Below are 16840 nucleotides of genomic sequence, written 5' to 3'. Positions count from 1 at the left end.
TTGCCGTGCAACGGTTGTCGGTGTATGGCGACGCTGCTTATGGAGCGGGGAAGCTGCTCGAGGAGTTGGAGGACGCTGACGCGGAGATCATGACGAAGGTTCAGCCCCCCGCGTCGAGGGACGGTCGGTTCGCCAAGGATCGTTTCGTCGTCGACCTGGAACATGACACGGTCACCTGCCCCAACGGGATCACCGCGGCGATCCGCCCAGCCACCGCGGATTCCGGGAACAGGGTTGCCTCGTTCGGAAAGGCATGCGCCGGTTGCCCTTTGGCGACCCAGTGCACCAGCTCCAGCAAGGGGCGCAATGTGACCATCACCCCGTATGAGGCGCAACTCGTCCGTGCCCGCACCGCCCAGGCCGATCCCGCGTGGCGTGCCGAGTACCGGGCGACCCGCCCGAAAGTCGAACGCAAGATCGGGCATCTGATGCGACGCAAGCACGGTGGTCGCCGCGCCCGTGTCCTCGGCCGCGACAAAGTCGCAGCCGATTTCTCCCTGCTCGCCGCCGCGATCAACCTCGCCAGGCTCACGGTCCTCGGCATCGCCGGCGGCCCCGACCGAACCTGGACAACCGCGACCGCCTGACAGGCCCCGCCAAGAGCTATATCCGCAGCTGTCAAGACCCATCAGCCGCCCGCCCCCATGAAACCACCAATCCGCCGAGCGACCAGATGATCCCGACACCGTCCCCACACATCCAGGGACCATTCCATGGCATCGCCCACGCCACGGATTTACCGGCTCTGATTCACAAGGCCTCGTTTAACACCAACCACCTAGCGCGGGCACTCCGCGACGTGGGATGCACCAGCGCGACCAAGCGACTCGTGCAGCGGTGGGAATCGGGTATTACCATCCACCCGCGGCCGTCCCATGCCCGAGCCCTCGAGCGGGTCATGGGCCTGCCCATCGAAACGCTTGGGTTCGGCATGGTCATGGCCGGACATAGTTTCTCCAGTAGCGACGACGGCACTGTGGTCGAATCGGCGATTGGCGATATCTCCGCCGAGGTACACCCCGCGCACAGCACAGCGCGAGCGCAACAGAAGTCCAACGGCTACAACGGGGTCTGGCTGTCTCGCTACGAGTACTACTCCAGCGGCAGGGACGCGACGTTTACCGCCGTCCACTATGTCGTCATCCTGCAGCACGACGATCGTCTGACCGTTCGCAGTCTGCCCGGTTCGGCGTCGTCGTCGATGGAGATGGATCTGACCGTTGACGGGAACGTCGTAACCGGCACATGGTCGGAACGAACCGCCTCAGAGGGTTACTACCGCGGTGCCCGCTACCATGGCGCGATCCAACTTCTGATCGAGCTGACCGGTACCCGTATGGCAGGTAAGTGGGTTGGGTTCGGCAAGAGCTTCGACATCAACAGTGGACCGTGGGAACTGGTGCTACAGGACCCGTCGACAACGAAGGCAACCGTCGACGCATTCAACCGACCGCCCGAGTTGTCCTAGACGGGCGACCCTAGCGAAAAACGCCCCCCAGCATCGCTGCTGACCCGAAAATTGAAGGTGAGGTAACCGCTTGGCCGGGGTCAGGCGGCTCCTTCGATGGGGTCGAAGCGGATGGTGAATCCCAGGGCGTTGGCTTGGCGCACGATGCGTCGCATGGCGCGTTCGGGATCCAGGCGCGCGAAGTAGTCGCCGCCGAGATCCTGGTAGTCGACGTCGTCGGTGAGCATGTGCCAGACCGCTGCCAGGGTCGAGTGTTGCAGGGCGACAAGGGCTTTCTGCTTGCCTATTCGTGGCGCGAGCCGACGGTATTTCGCGCCGAGATAGGTGCCGTCGCGGGTGCGGGCGGCGGCCAGTGCCGCGGTGCCCAACGCACCGGTCAGCCACCGGTCGCCGTGGCGGGTTTTGCCCGATCGGCGTTTGCCGGCGGATTCGTGGTGTCCGGGGCATACCCCAGCCCATGAGGCGAGGTGTCCGGCGGTGGGGAATCGGCTCATGTCGGCGCCGGTCTCGGCGATGATGACCTCGGCCACCCTCCGACCGACTCCGGGGATGGTCACCAACTGGTCAATCGTGCGGGAGAAAGGGCGCATCTGCTCCTCGATCCGTGTCGAGAGTTCCTCGATCGTCGCAGACAACTGATCGATTCGTTCCAGATGCAGCCGGCACAGGAAGGCGTGGTGTTCACCGAAGTTGCCGGTCAACGCCTCGACCAGTTGTGGGATCTTCGGGCGCATCCGCGCTTTGGCCATGTCGGCCAGCACCTGTGCGTCCTGCTCGCCGGCGATCAACGCGGCCAGCATCTGGCGGCCGGAGCGGCCCAGGATGTCGGTGGCCACGCTGGACAGTTTGATCCCGGCGTCCTCCAACTCCTTCTCCAGCCGCTGCGCCTCCCGGGTGCGTTCGGCCGTCAGCGTGGTCCGGTAGCGGGTCAGATCCCTCAGGTGCCGGATCGGTTCGGGTGGCACGAACGAGGCCCGCAACAGGCCACACTCACCCATCTGACACAGCCACGCCGCATCGGAGACGTCGGTTTTGCGGCCGGGCAGACCCTTGGCGTGGGAGGCGTTGACCAGGATCACGTTCAAACAGTCCTCCAGCAAGTAGAACGCCGCCCGCCAGTAATCCCCGGTCGCTTCCATCACCACCAGGGTCACCTCCTGCTCGACCAGCCAGTCCCGCAACTCCAGCAGGGCGTTGGTGGTCGTGGCGAACATGCGGATCTCCTGGTTGCGCGAGCGCTTACGTTTGCTCACGCTCGGTGTCCGCACGCACGCCTTGAGATCCTTCTTGCCGATGTCCAACGCGGCGCACCGCTCATGCAACAACTCCACGAACATTCCTCCGGAAACCGTGTCCTGCCAGGGGCGTCCGCCCGGAGGAGCCACAGGGATCTGAAGACTCTGATCCGCGTGCTCATGGCAACAATCGACAACTCCTGTCGGTGGCTCCCGAACCGCCATGCTGACCGACGAACTCGAGGCATCAAGGAAAATTACGGGGTTCCGGGACGAACGCGCACCCATTTTCCCGCCTCCACGGCGGGCCAGCGAAGCGGCCCGGGATGCTGACCGGAAAATGACCCAAGGTGACCAGGCGTGGCGAAGCCACCCGGCGCAGCGAAGCGGAGCCGGGTCATGTTGCGGTTGTTTACTTGTGGGTTCTGCTCAGGCGGCGGTGGCGGGCTCCAGGGTGACGGAGAAGCCCACTCGCCCGCGGCATGCAGCACATCCACGCCTCGCGCATCGCAGCCCTGACCGGCACCGACCATACGGTGGTGGCCCAGTGACCGCCTCAGCGGCAGCCGACCGACCGGACAACAATAGTCGGTGGCAGTCGCCGATCGATCCGGACCGCTATGACACGACACCCGCGCTGCGGGGCTCGGAGAAGGATGCGATCGCCGAACTCGGGCGCGACAACCTGCGTCGGCTGGCTCGTCATGATCCCGCCGCGAGGGGATGGAGGCAGATCGGTCGGCTGTTGCGGCCGCTCGACGAGGCTGCTGCCGCACTGCAGGCGCCTGCGACATCCGACCGTCGTCGGGCGGTGCTCGACGACGGTTGTGGTGTTGCTGCGCTGCGCGGAGACCGGCCGCGCCTTCTGGTCGTGGACCGACGAGGAATGGGCCGGGCTCATCGGCGCGGACCTGCACGAGTTCCGCGCGGCGATGCCGCACTGGGTCGACGACGCCGTGCGCCCTATCTGGTCGCGCACGCGTTCCTGCTCGGTGGCTTCACCGCGTTCTACCGGCTGGGCAGTTTCAGCCGACTTGCCCTGGCCTGGCACATCTTCGGCCGCGACCTGGTCGACGCCCGAGATCGGGCGAATTCGCTCGGTGCTGGCCGGCTGGGGCTACCAGTTGGGCCGCGCCGAGGACACGCTGCTGCCGACGATCGCCTGCCTGGTGTTGCTGCTCAACCGCAGCCCGCATCTCGAGGACTTGAGCACGGAGCTGTTCGAATGGATTCGGCGTGAGCGATTGCTGCCCGCCGAACGGGCCAACACCTTGTATGCCATGCAGCGGGCTGTCGCCGAACTGAGCTTCTGCGATCCGCCGCAGCAACGGACGGGCCGACACTCGGCCCGCGCCACCGGCGGCGCGCCGGAATGGGCCCGCTGGGTCGAACGCTGGCACGACACCTCGACGTTACAGTAACTCCGCGCGTTCGCGGCAGCATTCGTTCCACGCTGCTGCGAGTCGGCCGATGGTTGGAAGCCGAACACCCTGAAGCCGCCGATCCCACCGGATTGGACCTGACAGACCTGCGCAACCCGGATCGCCGCACTGGACCGGATGAAAGTCGGCGACTACGTTCAGCGCGTTATCGGGCTCAACGACCGCCTCGGCAAGCCGCTGGAAGCTCCCACGAAAGCGGGCCAGATCGCCGCGATGCGCCGATTCTTCCGGGACTGCCAGGAATGGGATTGGCTGCCAAGGCGTTTCGACCCGCAACGCGCGCTGGCCGTCCCGCACAGCATCGCTGCTTTGCTCGGCCCCGATCCCCGAGTCATCGCTGATGATGTCTGGGCGAAACTGATGTGGGCCGGGCTGAACCTGCACGCCGAGGATCTCCCGCAGTCCCACGCCGGGAACTTCTATCCGCTGGAGCTGGTTCGCGCGGTTACCTTGACCTGGCTGTTCTCCGGGCACCGCAGTGACGAGATCGCGCGGCTGCGCGTCGGCTGCATCCGCTGGCAACACGCGTCCTGCCAGTGCTTGCGCACCTTCCGCAGGTCGACCCTCCCTCGGGCGAAGGTGTTGAGCGGCCCGTAGTCGGCGTCCGGGTGTGGTGTCGTCGCGGACCTGGGCGACCAGCCGCGCCAGCGTCGTCACCCCCGGCAGCAACACGTCCCGCTCCCGCAGCCACCCCACCGCGTCCGTGAAGATCGCCTTCGGACCCGGACGTCCACGACCGGGCCGCCACCCACGCCCGCAGCTCCGCCTCGACCGCCGTGAACTCCTTCAGCCCGTAAACCCGCCGGATCTCCCACTGGTGATCCAGCTTCGTCTTGGCCCGCTCGGTGTACCGCTTCACCTGCGACGGATCAGCGATCCCAAACTGCTCGGAGACAAAGTCCAGCACCCCCACCGGCACATCGAGGGGATCCTCCAGGAACGCCCCGATCCAGCGAACAGTTACCAGTTGCAGGCTGAACCCGAGTTTGATGTGCTCGCCACGGCGGCGATCGATCAGCGCGCGGTCCTCATCATCGAGGAAGAACACCCGCTCCAAGTCTGCCTGCGACGGAACCCCCGCGTACCGGCCATAGGCCGGTGCCTCATCATCAGTCAGGAACTCAACCGGCATACGCCGCAACGTAGGGCGGACCACCACACAGACGACTCGGAGTCACTCAACCCGTTACAAGATCGACCCCTCAACGACACGCCACCCGCATCCGAACGGTGGACGGCGGTAACTCCGCCCGACCCGGCTCGCTAACGCCGTTGGCCGTGGGACTGTCAAGTTTCCGGTGTAACTGATTGATTGCTCGGTTACTTTCGTGCGGCGGACAGGCGTCCGTCGAAGGTGATCTCGAAGGCGTTGAGGGCGTCTTTCCAACGGTTGGACCAGCGTTTGCGGCCTTTGCCGGTGGGGTCGAGACTCATGACCGCGAGATAGACGCATTTGAGGGCGGCCTGCTGGTTCGGGAAGTGGCCGCGGGCGTTGACGGCGCGGCGGATGCGGGCGTTGATGGACTCGATGGCGTTGGTGGTGCAGATCAGGGTGCGGATTGCCTTGTCGAACTGCAGGAACGGCACGAACTCCGCCCATGCGTTGGTCCACAACCGGATGATCGCGGGATACCGTTTCTCCCACTTCTCGCTGAACTCGGCGAACCGGTCGAGCGCGTCGGACTCCGACGCCGCGGTGTAGACGGGTTTGAGGTCTTTCGCGATCGCGGACCAGTCCTTGCGAGAAGCGTAGTGAAAGCTGTTGCGCAGCAAGTGAACTACACAGGTTTGCACGATCGTTTGCGGCCACACCGCGCTGATCGCGTCGGGCAGGCCCTTGAGTCCGTCGCACACCATGATCAGGCAGTCGGCGACGCCGCGGGTCTTGATCTCGGTCAGCACCCGCAGCCAGTACTTCGCGCCCTCCCCGTCGCCGTGCTCCCCGGCCCACAGCCCCAGCACCTCTCGGGTGCCTTCGCGGGTCACCGCCAACGCGACATAGATCGGCCGGTTGGCGACCTGGCCGTCGCGGATCTTCACATTGACCGCGTCGATGAAGATCACCGGATACACCGAGTCCAAAGGCCGGTTCTCCCCACTCGCCCATACCCTCGATCACGCGGTCGGTGATCGTGGAAATCGTCTGCTTGGAGACATCGGCGCCGTATACCTCGGCCAGGTGCGCGGAGATCTCACCGTGGGTCAATCCCTTGGCCGACAACGACATCACCATGTCATCGACCCCCGACAGGCGGCGCTGGCGTTTCGCTACGAGCTTCGGGGCGAAGCTGCCTCCGCGGTCGCGGGGCACACTGATCTCGACCGGGCCGGTGTCGGTCAGCACCGTCTTGGCTCGCTTGCCGTTGCGGGAGTTCTCCCCGTCACGGCCGGCCGGGTCGTGCTTGCCGTAGCCGAGGTGGTCATCGAGTTCGCCTTCCAGCGCGGACTCGATCACCGCCTTCGTCAGCTGCCCCAGCAGCCCGCCCTCACCGGTCAGCCGCAAACCGTCAGCGCGGGCGCGGTCCACCATCTGCCGGATCAGGTCACCCTCCGGCGGCGCCGCTCGGGTCGCGTCCAGCTCGGCTACCATCTCCTCATTAATCACATAAGTCACAGTGAGCTCCTTCTGTCTCAGGAGTTACACCGTTTACCGTACAGTCCCTTGGCCGTTCGGTTGTTGGTCAAGGGCCGTGTTGGCCGCGGGACCGTGATCGAGGCGGCGGACTTGCGTCAAGAAATTCAGCGAAAGACGTTGTCTTGATGCTGTTCCGGCTGGTTACCGGCGTGGCGTTGGGGTCTACCCATACCGGGCCTGGCTTTCGTCGGCAGGTCCTTTCGCTTTGGTCGGCATGCTGTCCAAGCAAAGGGGTGGCCCGCTGGCCGCCGGTTGAACCGTGGCCGAAGTTCAGTTGCGGGCGCCGGCCGGGGCGGGTAGCGCATCGAGCTCGGCCAGCGCGTCGGCGGAGAGAGTCAAGTCGGCTGCGGCCGCGTTATCTTCCAGGTATGTCGGCCGCTTGGTGCCGGGGATCGGGATCACGTACCGGCCCTGGGCTAGGGTCCAGGCGAGGGCGACCTGCGCGGGCGTGGCACTGAAGCGCTCGGCGACCGCGCATACCCGCGCGACGATGGTCTGGTTCGCGGCAAGTGTGTCGGCTTGGAACCGCGGGTTGACGCGCCGCCAGTCGCCCTCGGACAGGTCGTCGACGCTGCGGATCGCCCCGGTAAGGTAGCCGCGGCCCAGCGGCGAGTACGACAGGAACGCGACGCCGTTGATCTGGCAATACGGCACCACCTCGGCAAGTGCGTCGCGGGTCCACAACGACAATTCGGACTGGACGCTCGCCACCGGATGGACCCGCGCGGCCCGCTCGATCTCCATGACGGTCACCTCGGACAACCCGATCGCGCGGACCTTGCCCGCCTGGACCTGCTCGGCCATCGCGCCCCAGGTCTCCTCCAACGGCACGTCCGGGTCGACCCGGTGAAGCTGGTACAGGTCGACATAGTCGGTGCCCAACCGGCGCAGGCTGGCTTCGATGCTTCCCCGGATGTGTTCCGGGCGCCCGTCAAGGCTGCGGGACTGCGTGGGCGAGCCCGGCACCAGCCCGACCTTGGTAGCCAGGATCACCCGGTCGCGGCGACCTGCCAGGGCCCGCCCGACCAGCTCCTCATTGGTGTACGGACCGTAGGCGTCGGCCGTGTCGATCAGCGTCACACCCAGCTCGATCGCGCGATGGATCACCCCGATCGACACGGCGTCATCCCGGCCGGTCGGGTCATAGGCGTGTGTCATACCCATACAACCCAGCCCGATCACGCCGATCTCCGGTCCCTGCTCGCCGAGCGTCGTGGTACGCATCCTGACTCCTTCCTCGAGGCACCCCGGCCGAGCCTGCCCCCGGCCGATCACGAAACAAGCCTCTCAGCTAGAGCGCACTCCAGGTCAAGCTCAATCGGCTGTAACGGGTCTCCGGCGCCAGTAGCTGCGGCAGCCGCACGGCGAAGGGCGCATCCGGGCGATCGTCCGAACGATGTGCCAGGTTGGGGTACCCCAACCGAGCACGAATGCTGATGATCATCGGCCCTCATTCGCGGTCGAATTTCCGGACGTAGTTCATCGGTTACACGCCTTTCGGGCCGCGCCCGTCGGGGTCCCGGTAGAAACGGCGCGAAAAACAACACATTTGACCCAGCCCCAGATAACGGAGTCGCTTCGCACACGGTTGAGGCGGTCGCCGCAGGTTGGCGCGCAGGCTGCCCCGGATACCTGGCTGACTGGGGCAGCTCTCATCGAGCCGCAGGGGCGCTGACCAGCTGATATACCGAACCTCGTTGTTTTCCGCGCCGTTTCTACCGAGACCTCGACTGCCCAGAACAGGGTGGACCTGCACGAACTGCGGCACCCCAACTGTCGAACTCGGGCTTACGGGCCCGTCAGTGTGTGAGGGCGGTCAGGTCGAGTTGGCGGAGGCGGTCGGGGTTGGTGAGTAGATCGAGGGCGACGATTTTTCCGTTGGTGATGGTGAAGGCCATGACCGCGTTCGGCTGTCCGTCCTGTGTGCTGATGAGGCCGGCGGTCCCGTTGACGAGTACGGGTTGCACCGATGGGGAGAGCCGGTAGAAGGTGAGTGCGCCCCCTGCTACGGCTGCGGCTCCGCGGACGACCTTCGATCCGCCTATGGGTAGTGCGCCGGTGTCGGCGCGCAGGATTACGTCGGGGTCGAGGACGGTGAGGAGCGCGTCGAAGTCGCCGTGACGTGCTGCGGCTAGGAATGCGTCGACGACCCGGCGTTGTCGGGGCAGGTCTGTGTCTGGGGCGGGGGCTCCCTGGATCCGGCCACGGGCGCGGCTGGCCAGTTTTCGGGCGGCTGCGGGGGAGCGCCCGACGATCGGGGCGATGTCTTCGTATGGGACGGCGAACATGTCATGGAGTACGAACGCCAGCCGTTCGGCGGGGTCGAGCGATTCCAGAACCACCAGTAGTGCCAGACCGATCGAGTCGGCCACCAACACCTCGTGTTCCGGGTCGGCGCCGGTCTCCGGGCTGACGATCGGGTCGGGTATGTGGGCTTCTAGGGGTTCCTCGCGGCGTGCCACGCGCGAGCGCAGCATGTCCAGACATACTCTTCCGACGACTGTGGTCAGCCATCCGCCCAGGTTCACCAGATCGCTGGCGTCGGAGCGGCTTAGCCGTATCCAAGCTTCCTGGACGGCGTCGTCGGCCTCGCTCAACGAGCCGAGCATCCGGTACGCCACAGCCTTCAGATGGCTGCGATGAGCCTCGAATTGTTTCGCGAGAAAGTCTTCCTTGCCCACAGTCACAGGTCCTCCCGGATCGTTTCGTCACTTCATTGACGAAACCGGCCCTGCCGATGTGACCGCCGGACTCGGCTGTTCAACCGGTCTTCTCGCTCATCGGTCACATTCGTCGGTCCCGATACGTCATAGCACCGGGGGCAACCTGAAGATCGAAAGGAAGACCAGTCATGGAATCACGTTCGACCACCGAGGAGAAGCCGATGCGTTCTCGTCTGTCCAACCCCATGCAGCTCGTTCCCGAACTGGCAGCCGTGTCCGGGGCACTGTTCAAGGCCACCAGCAACGGCGCGGTGCCGCAGACCACGATCAGTCTGATCCAGTTGCGGGCCGGCCAGATCGTCGGTAACACCTATCTGACCATCTTCAATTCCGACAACCTGCGTAATGCGGGAGAAGAGTCCGAGGAGAAGATCACCGCAGTGGCGACCTGGTGGGACGCGCCCTATTTCACCGACGCCGAGCGTGCCGCGCTAGCGTTGGCCGAAGCCGTACTCCAGCCGGCCACGCAGGCCGAGAGAGTGTCCGACGAGCTGTTCGCCTACGTGTCGGAGTACTACGACGCCCAGGCGCTCACGACCCTGGTGATCGCGATCGGGCAAGTGAACTTCTTCGCCGCGCTTGCCACGGTCGGCAAACCACTGGCCGGCAAGCCTGCGGCCGAGCAGTGGACATGAGACGGGCCGGCTAGGTTTCCGGTATCGCGGGGTTCGGGGAGGTCTCGAATGTGGCTTTCCCGACCTCGCTAGCGCGCCGCGCGTGAGCCGCCGTGGGGGCTTCGACCAGGTGGCCTATACCCCGAATCGGGGTCTCGGTAAAACGGCGCGGAAAACAACGAGGTTCGGTATATCAGCTGGTCAGCGCCCCTGCGGCTCGATGAGAGCTGCCCCAGATATCAGCCAGGTATCCGGGGCAGCCTGCGCGCCGACCTGCGGCGACCGCCTCAACAGTGCGCGAAGCGACTCCGCGACAGTATTTGGGGCTGGGTCAAATGTGTTGTTTTTCGCGCCGTTTCTACCGGGACCCCGACAGCAGCCAAGGTAGGCCTAAAAGCCGCCATGGACTGTTCCAGAAGTCGTTCCATACGACACCGTTCCAGAACCGCAGCAGCACAATGATTCCGGAACGATGGATCCGTAACGTCTCACACCAAATGCGAAAACTTCGCGTCAGATGCGAACGTAATCACCGCTGGTCAGGCGTGCCCACCTCACAGCCAGGACATCACCGTTGCCCCTAATGAGTTCTGGGAGTAGGCCATCGGGCAGACTCCTGGTTGGTAGCCACTGGTAGGTGAGCACTCTTTGCCCCTGGACTTCGAGTCCTGACGAAAGAGCGTGCCCCTGCCGGTCGGCCGGATGGATGGATCACTGCTGGGATGTCGTGCCCACCGCGTACTCGTGCTGGTGTGAGCACTGTTTCATTAGGTCGCTGATTCCTCCGGTGGGCTGCTGATGCTCGGGACCGCACACGGGAGCAGGAGAAGCGTTGCGTCTGTTCGTTGGAGATGACTGGGCCGAAGACCACCACGATGTGGAGATCCAGGACGAGTCCGGCCACCGGCTGGCCAAAGCACGGGTGAGCGAGGGCGTGGCGGGCATGGCTCGGCTGCACGCGATGATCGCCGGGCAGATCGGCGAGACCAACCCCGACAATGTCGAGGTACTGGTCGGGATCGAGACCGACCGCGGCCCATGGGTGAACGCCCTGGTCGCCGCCGGATATCAGGTATTCGGGGTCAACCCGCTGCAAGCCAAGGCCTACCGCAAACGGCTGGGAGTCTCCGGCGCCAAGAGCGACCCGGCCGATGCACACCTGCTGGCCGACATGGTCCGCCTCGATGCCCACCAGCTGCGGCAAGTTGCTGGGGACAGCGCCACCGCCGAGGCCATCAAGGTGATCACCCGCACCCACAAAACCCTGATCTGGGAACGGACCCGCCACACCCTGAGGTTGCGGCATGCGCTGCGTGACTACTTCCCCGCCGCGCTGGAAGCGTTCACCGACCTGGACGCCCCCGACACCCTGAAGCTGCTGACCCTCGCCCCGGACCCCGCCTCGGCCGCGGCATTGACCATCACCCGGATCAGCACCGTCCTCAAACAGGCCCGCCGCCACGGCGTCGCGGGCAAGGCCGCCAAGATCCAGGCCGCGTTGCGCACCACCCAGCTCGGCCAGCCCGCAGTGGTCACCGCCGCCTACGCAGCCTCGGTCCGGGCCCTGGCTGCGGTCCTGTCCACTCTCAACGAGCAGGTCAAGACCTTGGAAGGGCAGGTGGAGGCGCATTTTGGGGCGCACCCGGCCGCTGAGATCATCACCTCCCAGCCAGGGCTGGGGACGATACTCGGTGCCCGGGTGCTCGCAGAGTTCGGTGACGACCCCGACCGCTACGCCTCGGCCAAGAAACGCAAGAACTACGCCGGCACCTCCCCGATCACCGTCGCTTCCGGCAAACAGAAAGTCGCCCTGGCCCGCGTCGTGCACAAGGACCGGCTCATCGACGCCCTCATCAGCCAGGCCTCGATCGCCATCAGCAAATCCCCCGGAGCCCGCGCCTACTACGACAAACAACGAGCCCGCGGCCTCGCCTACAACGCCGCCCTGCGCCAACTCGCCAACCGCCTCGTCGGCATCCTGCACGGCTGCCTCAAAACCCGCACCCTCTACAACGAAGCCACCGCCTGGCCCAACCACCCTCAGCCACTCGCTACTTGACATCAAAACTCCTGGGATGTCTTTCCGACGTATTCAGTGTCATACCTCAAGGACCGCGTCGGCGAGGCGGTCGACCTGGTCCGACGATGCCACTGTGGGGTGGAAGATCAGTTGGTCGAAGCCCAGATCTCGGTAGGCGTGCATGGTTTCGCGGGCGTCCTCGGCGGAGGTGAGCATGTCGGCCGCATTGAGTTGAGCGTATTCGGGGATGAATCCGTAGTAGCGGGTGAGGTGATCCCGACCGGCCTGGGTGAGGTCTTCGTCGCCCAGGGCGAAGTTGACCGAAGCATGGATCCGGGGGCTGCCGAGGCGGCCGGCGTCCTTCCATCCGGCTCGGATGCGGTCGGCGAACGCCGACTGGGCCGGATAGTCGCGCAGTGCCCCGGCGACCCAGCCTTCGCCGACGGTGACAGCTCGCCTGATCGTGGCTTTCGACGTCCCGCCGAACAGCAGCGGAATCTGCACGGGCGCTGGGCACAAGGGAGTGTCACCGGCGACAGGTTCACCACACCATGCGCGTTGCATGACCTCGACCTGCTGGTCAAGGAGGCGTCCGCGGTCGGCGAAATCGACTCCCGCAGCGGCATAGTCGTCTTCGCGCGAGCCGACCCCGATACCGATGGCGAGGCGGTTGCCGGCGGCGTCGGCCAGGCTGGCCAGTTGCTTGGCGAGCACTGCCGGCGGGTACAGCGGTGCCAGCAGGATATTGGTGACCAGTTCGAGGTTCGTGCTGGCTCCGGCGGCGATCGCCAGCCCGACGATCGTGTCCAGGCTGGGGTAGGCGAGGCGATCGACGGTGGCGACACCGGCAAATCCGCGTTGCTCGGCGCGGCGGACCCATTCGCCCAGGACGGGCCTGGGGACACCGGCGATGTGGTTCGGTAGGCCGATTAGGACCTTCATTGGAATTCCTTTGGTGTCGTGGCATTTCGTCGAGTTCAGGTATCGCTTGTAGCCGGGGTCTTGGCGCGGGTGAACAGCGCGAGCGCCTGGGTGGACGAGTTGATCAGGGCTCGAGCACGTAGCGACCGCGCACCCCGCCCTTGGCCATGGCTCGGTGGGCGTCGGCGACCTGGTCCAACGGCACGACCGCATGCACTCGGGTCGGCAACCGGCCGGACGCGGCGCGGGTCAGCAGCTCGCCCAACCGCGGACCGTCGGGCTGCGTCACCAGCGCGTTCACCCTGATGCCGCGGTCGGCGGCCGGCACCATGTTGGGTCGGACGCCGACGAAAGTTCCGCCGTCGCGGACGAGGGCCAGGCCCCACACCTGCTGCGGCGTAGCGTCGACGATCGCGTCCCAGCCCGGCTCGGCGTGAGTGGCGAAGTCGGCGCCGAGACCGCGCACGAACTCCTCGTCTGTAGCTCGGGCCAGGCCGGTCACCTGCCAGCCGCGGTCGGGCGCGAGCGCGGCCACGTTCGCCCCGATCGCCCCGGCCGCGCCGGTCACCAGCAGCCAGTTGCCATCGGCGGGCGAGTCGCCGAGCAAGTCGACGATCTGCGCTGCACCCAGCCCGTTGAGCGGCACCGTCGACGCCGCGACCAGGTCGAGCCCGTCGGGCACCACGGCGAGACCGGCGGCAGGCACGACGAGCTGTTCGGCATAGGTGCCGAAGTCGCGGTCGAAACCGAGGACGACACCAGCGACCCGGGTGCCGACGGCCAGGTTTACCTCGGGACCGGCGGCGCGCACGGTGCCGGCGAAGTCCCAGCCCAGGCCGGTGTAGTGGGGCTGGTTGATGAGGCCCATGTCGTGGAAGAAACCGCCCACGACCCCGAGGTCGGTGGGGTTGACCGGTGCTGCGGCGACCGCGACCCGAACCTCGCCGGGTCCGGGCTCGGCGACGGGAACATCGATGATCTCGATCGAGTCAGGTCCGCTCGGGGTGCGGACGACGGCGGCGCGGAAGGTGGACATGCTCATGGTTTCACTTCTCCTGGCTTGTGTTCGGCGCTTGACCCGCTCCATTATGGAGTGGTAACTCTCTGACGGGGAGTACGAACTTCGAAGTGCGTAAGCCACCCCTCGGTAGGAAGGAGCGGTCCATGCCCACAACGACGGCGGCCCAGAAGCGGGTACAGGCGCAGGCGGACTACGACGCGTTCCTGGCGGGCTGCCCCAGCCGCCAACTACTCAACCGGATCTCCGACAAGTGGGTCGCGCTGATCCTGGCCGCGCTCGGCAGCGACGGCCCGCATCCCGGCAGCGACCGCGTCGGGATGCGGGGATGCGGTACTCCGAACTGTCGCGTCGGCTGGCCGGGGTCAGCCAGAAGATGCTCACCCAGACACTGCGCTCCCTAGAACGCGACGGCCTGCTGACCCGCACCGTAACCCCGACCGTGCCGACGACGGTCACATACGAGCTGACCGACCTCGGTCTCTCGCTCCACCACCTGATGCGCGGCATCAAAGACTGGGCAGAGGCGCACATGGACGAAGTACTCGCCAACCGTGACGACTACGACACCCGCATCATCTGAACGCTCCAATCTCGGCCATCGCGGGATACCGACCCTCGATCCGGCCACATGCCGGTCGGCCGGCTGCACTGTGCTCACGGCCCAAATGCTCGACGGACGGCGGCCACGGACCTCAGTTCGGGGCCGACTCCTGGACGTTCGCGCGCCCATTGAGCGGGCATTCGACGACGTGGCCGGTGAGGTGTGCCGCAGCTCCAGGAAGTGGAAGAACACCGTCAGCGCGGCCGCGCGGCCGGTCCGGGTCGACGGCTTCGCATCCCGCAGCACCTTCCCGAAATAGGTGTCGGCGTCGCCGGGCTGCATCTCCCACAACGGCCGCCCGAACCAATCGCGAATCAGCTCGAGGTGATTGACGTCGTTGCGGATCGTGGAGTCCACCAGCCCCGCGGAAGCACGGGCCAGCACGAACCCGGATAGCACGTCGGTCTCGAACGCAGCGATCTCGTCCTCGGTCGCTGGAGCCCGCAGCTCCCGCAGGTCGCGCACTGCCGCCAGAGCCAACCCACGCCTCCTTGCCTTCACCCACAGTGAGAAACCGTCGGTCCGATCGCATTCCGGTCGGCCGAGGCGAGAACACTTCAGTAGGAGATTCGGCGCTGAGGACGCGCGGGATGGCCCAGGTCCAGGCCGGAAAGGGCGGAGTGAGAGAAGTCGGATCGGTCAGGAACTCATCGACTGTTGGTTAGCCGTTCCCGGCCGACCGCGCGCCGAAGCTCGTCCGGTGTTTGGCGGCTGGGTCGGATCGAGTGCAGAGCGCGATGTTGTTCGGCGCGACCCGACCGGGTGTCGCATTCTCCGTCCGAGTTCGCCGAACCTGACGATTGTCGCCGCGGTGCCGCGGCATCGGCCGATGTAATGGTGGCGTGGGTGTGACCGGTCCCCGATGACGGAACCACCCGGTTTTAGAGCCAGGTTGTTTTCGATCCGTATTCAGTTGATGCCGCAGGCCACCGGGTGGTGGCTGTGGCTGCAGCGGGCAGCGTACTCGGCCGGGGTCAGATAGCCCAGCGCCGAATGTCGATGTCGTCGGTTGTGGTCTACCTTGTAGTCGCCGATGACGACGCGGGCTTCGAGCAGGCTTGTCCAGTGGTTCCGGTCGAGGCATTCTTTGCGCAGCCGACGGTTGAACGATTCGACGAATCCGTTATTCCACGGCGTGCCCGGTGGGATGTAGATGATCCCGACCCGGTTTGCGCAAAACTGTTGCAGCGCATGGGAAATCATTTCCGGCCCGTTGTCCATCCGCAACACCGTCGGCGACCCACCATGAGTGGTGAAGACCTTCTCGAGCTCGGTGACGAGCCGCTCGGCGGTGATCGAGCGTTCAACCAGATGCAATAGTGATTCACGGGTGTGTTCATCGACCATCGACGCGATCTTCACCGCTCTGCCGTCGATGGTGGAATCGAACTGAAAATCCAACGCCCACACCACCTTCGGTGCATCCGCATCGACCGGCGGCATCGACGAAACGCCGGCCCGTTTACGCGGCTGGTGCTCACGCACCTGCAGCCCTTCCTCCCGCCAGAGCCGATGCACCTTCTTCTTGTTCACCGAGCTGCCCTCGTCGAACCGCAACCGCGCCCACGCCCGCCGGAACCCGTGACACGGGTTCTTCGTAGCATACGAGCGCAGCCAGGCCCGCAAACCGGCGTCCGGATCATCCGGGGTCTGCGCGAGGGGCAGCCGCCGATACGTCGAACGAGCAAGCCCAACGACCTTGCACGCGAACCGTTCCGACACGCCCTTCACTGCTGTGAGCATGTCGACGGCACGGCGCTTGGACGCTGGGCTCAGAATTTTCCCCGGCTGATCTCCCGCAGGGCGTCCTTTTCCAGCTCCGCCTCGGCCAGCAGCCGCTTGAGCCGGGAATTCTGCTCCCGCAGCTCCTTGAGCTCCTTCGCCGCATCGGTATCCATACCGCCGTAAGAGCGGCGCCAGTTGTACAACGTCGCCGCCGACACTTCCAGCTCTGCGGCGATCTCCTCGCCCGACTTACCGGCCGCGGCCAGCTCATCGGCACGGCGCAGCTTCCGCACGATCTCCTCCGCGGAATGCCGCTTCCGTCCTCCAGCCATGATCCCAATCGTCCCTTCTGGCCCCTACCAGGGCCAACAGGACTCTAATACCGAGCGGTCTCATTCATTGGGGACGGGCCAGGTGCTGTGAAAGTGTCGGCCC

13 protein-coding genes and 3 pseudogenes are annotated in these 16840 nt (G+C 65.7%); 7 read left to right on the top strand and 9 right to left on the bottom strand.

What is annotated here, in order from left to right:
* The first annotated feature begins 5 nt into the window (after positions 1-5).
* A complete protein-coding gene (locus ACV7NQ_RS22115; protein ID WP_463357812.1) occupies positions 6-587 on the top strand; it encodes a transposase in 582 nt (193 codons plus the stop codon).
* Between the two features lie 242 nt (positions 588-829).
* Positions 830-1468, top strand: a complete 639-nt coding sequence (locus ACV7NQ_RS22110) for an XRE family transcriptional regulator (RefSeq protein ID WP_463361401.1) — start codon at positions 830-832, stop codon at positions 1466-1468.
* A gap of 80 nt (positions 1469-1548) precedes the next feature.
* Here ACV7NQ_RS22110 and ACV7NQ_RS22105 read toward each other — a convergent pair whose 3' ends face one another.
* On the bottom strand, positions 1549-2799 hold the full coding sequence (locus tag ACV7NQ_RS22105; protein ID WP_463361400.1) for an IS110 family RNA-guided transposase: 1251 nt from the start codon (positions 2797-2799) through the stop codon (positions 1549-1551).
* A 737-nt stretch (positions 2800-3536) separates the two neighbouring features.
* Here ACV7NQ_RS22105 and ACV7NQ_RS22100 point away from each other — a divergent pair.
* On the top strand, positions 3537-4124 hold the full coding sequence (locus tag ACV7NQ_RS22100) for a hypothetical protein (RefSeq protein WP_463361399.1): 588 nt from the start codon (positions 3537-3539) through the stop codon (positions 4122-4124).
* Between the two features lie 138 nt (positions 4125-4262).
* Positions 4263-4742 (top strand): hypothetical protein, encoded by a 480-nt coding sequence (locus ACV7NQ_RS22095; protein WP_463366116.1) that lies wholly within the window; start codon positions 4263-4265, stop codon positions 4740-4742.
* 121 nt (positions 4743-4863) lie between these two features.
* Here ACV7NQ_RS22095 and ACV7NQ_RS22090 read toward each other — a convergent pair.
* From ACV7NQ_RS22090 to sigJ, 5 genes and pseudogenes are all read right to left on the bottom strand, one after another.
* A pseudogene (locus tag ACV7NQ_RS22090) lies at positions 4864-5277 on the bottom strand (DUF4158 domain-containing protein); the annotation flags it as partial.
* Positions 5278-5465: 188 nt separating this feature from the next.
* Positions 5466-6675 (bottom strand): annotated as a pseudogene (locus ACV7NQ_RS22085) (IS256 family transposase).
* 375 nt (positions 6676-7050) lie between these two features.
* A complete protein-coding gene (locus ACV7NQ_RS22080; RefSeq protein ID WP_463361398.1) occupies positions 7051-8004 on the bottom strand; it encodes an aldo/keto reductase in 954 nt (317 codons plus the stop codon).
* Positions 8005-8071: 67 nt separating this feature from the next.
* Positions 8072-8224: a hypothetical protein gene (locus ACV7NQ_RS22075; protein WP_463361397.1), complete on the bottom strand. Its 153-nt coding sequence runs from the start codon at positions 8222-8224 to the stop codon at positions 8072-8074.
* Between the two features lie 355 nt (positions 8225-8579).
* Entirely contained in the window at positions 8580-9461 is an 882-nt protein-coding gene (sigJ, locus tag ACV7NQ_RS22070) for an RNA polymerase sigma factor SigJ (protein WP_463365767.1), read from the bottom strand.
* 170 nt (positions 9462-9631) lie between these two features.
* Between sigJ and ACV7NQ_RS22065 the strand changes: the two genes are divergently transcribed.
* Together ACV7NQ_RS22065 and ACV7NQ_RS22060 are read left to right on the top strand one after the other, a co-directional pair.
* Complete coding sequence (locus ACV7NQ_RS22065) at positions 9632-10138, top strand: carboxymuconolactone decarboxylase family protein (RefSeq protein ID WP_463361396.1); 507 nt, start codon at positions 9632-9634, stop codon at positions 10136-10138.
* 811 nt (positions 10139-10949) lie between these two features.
* On the top strand, positions 10950-12176 hold the full coding sequence (locus ACV7NQ_RS22060) for an IS110 family RNA-guided transposase (protein WP_463361395.1): 1227 nt from the start codon (positions 10950-10952) through the stop codon (positions 12174-12176).
* A gap of 39 nt (positions 12177-12215) precedes the next feature.
* Here ACV7NQ_RS22060 and ACV7NQ_RS22055 read toward each other — a convergent pair whose 3' ends face one another.
* Positions 12216-13079, bottom strand: coding sequence for an LLM class flavin-dependent oxidoreductase (locus ACV7NQ_RS22055; RefSeq protein WP_463361394.1), 864 nt, complete (start codon positions 13077-13079; stop codon positions 12216-12218).
* 103 nt (positions 13080-13182) lie between these two features.
* Entirely contained in the window at positions 13183-14100 is a 918-nt protein-coding gene (locus ACV7NQ_RS22050; RefSeq protein ID WP_463361393.1) for an NADP-dependent oxidoreductase, read from the bottom strand.
* A 122-nt stretch (positions 14101-14222) separates the two neighbouring features.
* Here ACV7NQ_RS22050 and ACV7NQ_RS22045 point away from each other — a divergent pair.
* Positions 14223-14659, top strand: a pseudogene (locus ACV7NQ_RS22045) (winged helix-turn-helix transcriptional regulator).
* Between the two features lie 930 nt (positions 14660-15589).
* Here the strand turns inward: ACV7NQ_RS22045 and ACV7NQ_RS22040 are convergent.
* Positions 15590-16737 (bottom strand): IS3 family transposase gene (locus ACV7NQ_RS22040; protein ID WP_463358517.1). Its coding sequence is split into 2 segments (ribosomal slippage): positions 15590-16467 and positions 16467-16737, totalling 1149 coding nucleotides; the frame shifts between segments, so codons are not numbered across the junction.
* Positions 16738-16840: the final 103 nt, after the last annotated feature.

This window comes from Nocardia sp. Tas62D01 (assembly GCF_055232035.1).
This window is presented reverse-complemented; position numbering and strand designations above follow the sequence as displayed.